Here is a 1,407-nt window from a genome sequence, read left to right as displayed (position 1 = left end):
CTGCCCGCGCGGTCTGCTTGAGGTTCAGTACGAGTATTCGCGGTAGATGCGGCTGAGGTCTTGGTTCCAGTCGCCGTTGTAGTGGGCGAGGAGTTCCTCGGCCGGGGTGATGCCGGTCTCGGCGATCTCATGCAGGGCGTTGAGGAAATGGGTCTCGTCGCGGTCGAAGCCCTGGGCCCGGGCGCGCGCGGCCAGGCCCGACCGGGCGATGCCCAGCACCTCCCTGGCGATGTCCTGCAGCGAGCGGCCGGCGATCTCGGCCTTCAGCCCCAGCCGCGAGGCGTCGATGCGCAGCTGCTCGCGCTCGGCCGCCGTCCAGTCCTTCGCCACCTGCCAGGCCGCGTCCAGCGCGGTCCCGTCATACAGCAGCCCCACCCACAGCGCCGGCAGCGCGCAGAGCCGCCGCCACGGGCCGCCATCGGCGCCGCGCATCTCGATGAAGCGCTTGACCCGCGCCTCGGGGAACAGCGTCGTCAGGTGGTCGGCCCAGTCGCCCAGCGTCGGCTTCTCGCCCGGCAGCGCCGGCAGCCGGCCCGCCAGGAAGTCGCGGAAGCTCTGGCCCAGCGCGTCGATGTAGCGCCCGTCGCGGTAGACGAAATACATCGGCACGTCGAGCGCGTAGTCGACGTAACGCTCGAAGCCCATGCCGTCCTCGAAGGCGAAGGGCAGCATGCCGGTGCGCGCCGGGTCGAGGTCGCGCCAGATCCGCGAGCGCCAGCTCAGATACCCGTTGGGCCTGCCCTCGAAGAACGGCGAGTTGGCGAACAGCGCGGTCGCCAGCGGCTGCAGCGCCAGCGAGACCCTGAGCTTGCGCACCATGTCCGCCTCGCTCTCGAAGTCGAGGTTCACCTGCACCGTGCAGGTGCGGTACATCATCTGCGTGCCATGGGTGCCGACCCGGCCCATGTAGTCGGTCATCAGCCGGTAGCGGCCCTTGGGCATGCGGTCCATGTCCTCGTGCCGCCAGACCGGCGCCGCGCCCAGGCCGATGAACCCCGCCCCGATCGCGTCGGCCACCGCCTTGACCTCGGCCAGATGCGCGTTCACCTCGTCGCAGGTCTGGTGGATGGTCTCGAGCGGCGCGCCCGACAGCTCGAGCTGCCCGCCCGGCTCGAGGCTCACATTCGCCCCGTCCTTGGTCAGCCCGATGATGTTGCCCTGCTCGAGCACCGGCGCCCAGCCAAAGCCGTCGCGCAGCCCCTCGAGCATCGCCCGAACCGAGCACGCCCCCTCGTAGGGCAACGGCCGCAGACCCGCCTTGTCATAGCCGAACTTCTCGTGCTCCGTCCCGATCCGCCACGACCCCCGAGGCTTGCACCCCGCAGACATCCAGCCAACAAGGTCGTCGATCCCCTCGACCGACCCTCCACCCTCCTGCGGGATCGACATCCGGAAAACTCCATTGAT

Annotated in this window: 1 protein-coding gene; it reads right to left on the bottom strand. The window is 69.9% G+C overall.

All coding sequences use genetic code 11. From position 1 onward, the window contains the following. Positions 1-24: 24 nt before the first annotated feature. Positions 25-1,389, bottom strand: coding sequence for a glutamate--cysteine ligase (locus H0I76_RS19275; protein WP_200613821.1), 1,365 nt, complete (start codon positions 1,387-1,389; stop codon positions 25-27). Between the last annotated feature and the right edge of the window lie 18 nt (positions 1,390-1,407).

Source organism: Thermohalobaculum xanthum (assembly GCF_016623495.1).
GTDB classification, from domain to species: Bacteria; Pseudomonadota; Alphaproteobacteria; order Rhodobacterales; family Rhodobacteraceae; genus Thermohalobaculum; species Thermohalobaculum xanthum.
This window is presented reverse-complemented; position numbering and strand designations above follow the sequence as displayed.